The sequence below is a fragment of the Sulfuricurvum sp. IAE1 genome (genome assembly GCF_004347735.1).
In the GTDB taxonomy this organism is placed as follows: Bacteria; Campylobacterota; Campylobacteria; order Campylobacterales; family Sulfurimonadaceae; genus Sulfuricurvum.
On record NZ_SLTI01000029.1, the window covers coordinates 1 to 4,102 of the forward strand.

A 4,102-nucleotide genomic window follows, 5' to 3' on the forward strand; every position below is an offset into this window, starting at 1 on the left:
CCAATGAAGGGTCTGCCCGCAGGAGGGCAGGACGTCCTTAGCGGACGATATCGAAGAAGTAGTCGGTCGAAGCGATGTTTTTGGTCTCTTCGTCCAGAATCATCGTGCATTCCATCGTCGTTTTAATTCAATATATTGAAAATTTCTATTCAAAGAAGGCTTAGCCAAAAGAAGATTATCTAGCACATCATTAATTCCGTATGGCCACTGGCGAGGGTTCTCAGGTAAAATAACAAATAATAAATCCAAAACATTTTCCGGATATTGATCTACTATTTCACTTTTACGAAGATATGACCACGATAATCGTGCATTACTGACCGTTGTCCCCTTAACAAGATAAATGACACTTTTAATGATTACAGGAAAAACATTAATATTTGAAAAAGCCAGATCACACAATTGAGCCGATATGGCAGTACTTTTCGCTTTTTTGTGTAATGGCCAAATTTGCTGTAAAAATTCCGATATTTTTTCAATCCAATTAGAGGATTCTTCTCTTATCCAACGCAATAAATTTGACAATACCGCCAATCGAAAATTCTCATCGCAATGGATAAGAATCTTTTTCATCTCTTCGTCGCTTATAAGCTTTTCTCCTGTATCTGTATCCATAGTATTCCATCCAACCAAAAGTATTCCGGAAAGGTTGGAATTAAAGTTTCTTGAATCATTTTTTATGCCTGATAGTTCAAGCATATAAGGTTTTAAAATACGGTATAGGTCTATACGCGGTACTTGATTGCCTCGTAAGAAGCCATTCATAAAAGCTTCTTTATCTTTTTCTGAACCATCTAGATATGATAATAAATTATTTACAGTCCATTCTGGATCAATATAAAAAAACCAATTAATGTTTCGTGACAATACAACCAAAGTGAAACGAGAGACGTTATGCGATAGATGTAATAGCTGTTCAATACGACTAATCCAGTGTTCAGGAAATCTCGTCTCAGGGGTCACATCGTTATCTTGAATAAGTTCCATTAACAAATGTGCAAGGCGACCTTGTGGTGTATTAATGGCATACTCAAGCCATTCGTAATGTTTCGAATTGGTCTTTATTCTGGGTTCTCCCTTTTCAGGGAATGTTTCTAACAGATTAATCAGTTTATTCCATAAGAAGTCGAATAAATCAGGTCTGGAAAAAAACAATTTTTTTGCTATTTTTTCGTACCATGCGATTACAGGATAAATGAGTTCTTTCATATCATCTATCGGTATGTGTAATAATCTATACCCGATAACAACGATCAATCGATCACAATCCGTTTCTCTTTTTTTCGCATGTAAAAAAGTCTCCCACGCCCATGTTGGATAATTGTCATGTTTCAACGCATATGATAGTGCCAAAAAAGCACGTACCGATTTTGCCTCCGACAAACCGGAAAAAGGTCTACGCTCCAATAAAAACTCTTCCCTACTAGGCACTGATTTTGTGAGCACGTCTTTCAATGGGATACTCACTAAGTCATCATAATCCGTATTGGTTCTAACAAATCCGCCTCGTCCTTGCAATGAACGATCTGCATTTTGCGCATACTCTTTTTTCCAATCCGGAGCCAGTTTGATCAACTTGCGTGTTTTGGTTTCCACATCAAATGTAAATGTACATCCTTTTAATGCCAGCCAATGAATTACCGTAAGTGTATCCCATGAACGCCCTTCCAAATACTCACTATTCGGTTCAAAGTCATATGGTTTTCTTCCCTGTAAAATCCGTTTCTCGATTTGTTTTTTATTTCTAGAGTCATAATCGTTCCACCGTTTTTTTAACGTTATCAATAAATCCCGTCGTGCCGCACTGCTCCAGAAAACATTATCATCCACTTCAAGTAAAATTTTGGCTGCTTCAGAAGCAGGAAAAAGTCGTTCTTCTCCACTAATCCAAATCGATAATCGGGCAAAGACAGAATTATCTTTCCCCCATGATAAAAATTCTTGCTTAGCAGCGGATATATCTTTTCCGATAAGTCGTTGCATGAGCTTGACAAAATGTATAACATAGGCAGAAATTTTATCATCATGTGAAATTTCATGGTGCGGATCATCTTCCTCATAAATCGGATCAATTTCAGATGGTCGTCTACAAAATGCTTTTTCAAGTACGACAATTTTTTCAAGAATATGTCGAAATTCTTTAATGTAATAAACTAAAAATTCATCAGAAATTTCAATATCTAAAAGTCTTCGATAGTCTATTTCAAAATGGACAACATCATCTATCTTTCTTTCTTTTTCGATAGGAGGAAATGACTTATATGCAAAACCAGTATCCACATTCAATGTTGGGTGGTAGTAATCCAAAAGCTTCAGTAACAATTTTAATGAGAGCTGATCCTTCTTAAAAGATTCTTCTAAAACATATGATTTAAAATCATGCGGATCATCGCTTTTCGACCATATTATTGATAAATTTTCCCACAATAGATCAATCTCAGGGCTCTTTTTTTGATAACGATAACAATGTTGTATCCTATCCACGATTTCAGGGTGCACCCCTTTTTGTTTACAAGCCCACCAAATAGTTATAGGATCATCAGCTATTTTTACAATCCATTCGCCAAGCCATGATAAACGTTTAGGCAATGCGGGCATAGTCATAGAGCCGTGTCCCATCAATGAACTAATGTTATTGAGCTCAAACGATTTTTTATCTGATTCTTGTAGCGTAAAACAGTTCCACGCATTCAGGGGAACTTCTCTTTTTGCGTACAAACTATCAGAATCAATTGGTATATAGATATCGCTGTCTAAAGCATACTTATCAAATGGATCTTTACCCTGATTATCATCTTTCAAATTGATTGGTGGTTTAGCGTAACGTAAATTTGCATCAAATACACAAAGCCATTCAGCCGATAAAGGTTCCTTCATTATAGCTAATTGTCTCATTCCATCAGTATTTGAAACGATATGTGCGACTTGCCCTCGTTCATGCGGTTGCAAATGAACAGGGCCTTTTTTCGCTCTATTTAAAACGTTTTGTATCCATTTTTCAGGATTTTCGGCTCTTAATGCCCATTTCTGCATACTAGCCCAAAATATTTCATGTGTTTCATATTCTATGGGAATAACCCCTTTTGATGACCATGCTTTTTGTGCATCTCCTTCACCTTGATAATGAAACGCATATATACTTTCTAACATCGATGAATGTTTGTTAAAAGCTTCTAAAAGATATCGAATAGGTGGATCATCGGCTGAGTAGCCAACAAATACGACAATGTACTTTTCCAAAATTGTCTTGATAAACTGAGTCGCCCAGCCTTCTGCCAAATAAGCATGACCAAATTCCGAACTAGAGAGTACAAATCCATTTCCCTCTGCTTCAGTGTATTGTTCATTGACAATACCATGTAGATGGATTATCCCATTGAATTCATGACTACTTGAAGGATCTGGCAATTTAGGTGGACAGAAATATGGTAGTGAACGGTCACAGCTTTCAAATAACCTGTCAAAATTGGTAGTCACTATTCTGGTGCTGCCGTGTGAAGTTTTCGCTAATTTAAGCATCGTTTGATGTGCAAACAAATTTGACGAGTTATTGGGCTTTAGAACTCTTGCAACAGCAGCTTCAATGTCTCGATCATTAAAATCTTGTTCTAGTAACCCAAAAATGCGATCAAGAGATAAAACTCTTTCTCCACTATCATTCTTGATTCTTTCATCAGCAAGAAGTAATGTGGAAACTGCATCCTCATCACCAACACCTAATTCAGAAATGACCTTTTTTGTTAAATCTAAAAAATCTGGGAGATTTGCGGAAGACCTCGATACACCTGCACCACAAAAAAATACCACTCTTCCTTCATCTCGTGCAGTTAATAATGCATCTGGAATAAAAGGACCATCTGGAATAAAGCGCATCAAACTACCTAAGATTAAATAACCTTATTATGCCATTTATCTTTTAGAAATGCCTGTATAGAAGTCTTCGAAATAATAACGAGCAATAAAGACAAATATTAGGAATACATCCCCCGCGATGCGGGGAAAAAGTGACGAAAACCAATGAAGGGTCTGCCCGCAGGAGGGCAGGACGTCCTTAGCGGACGATATCGAAGAAGTAGTCGGTCGAAGCGATGTTTTTGGTCTC

General features: G+C 37.1%; 1 protein-coding gene. It reads right to left on the minus strand.

Annotated elements, in window-relative coordinates; genetic code table 11:
• Positions 1–99 precede the first annotated feature (99 nt).
• Entirely contained in the window at positions 100–3,873 is a 3,774-nt protein-coding gene (locus tag E0765_RS04595) for an SIR2 family protein (RefSeq protein ID WP_132812050.1), read from the minus strand.
• Positions 3,874–4,102 lie beyond the last annotated feature (229 nt).

Coding starts and splice junctions, on each gene's coding strand:
- E0765_RS04595 (WP_132812050.1), bottom strand. CDS start 3,873: ATGCGCTTTATTCCAGATGGTCCTTTTATTCCAGATGCATTATTAACT.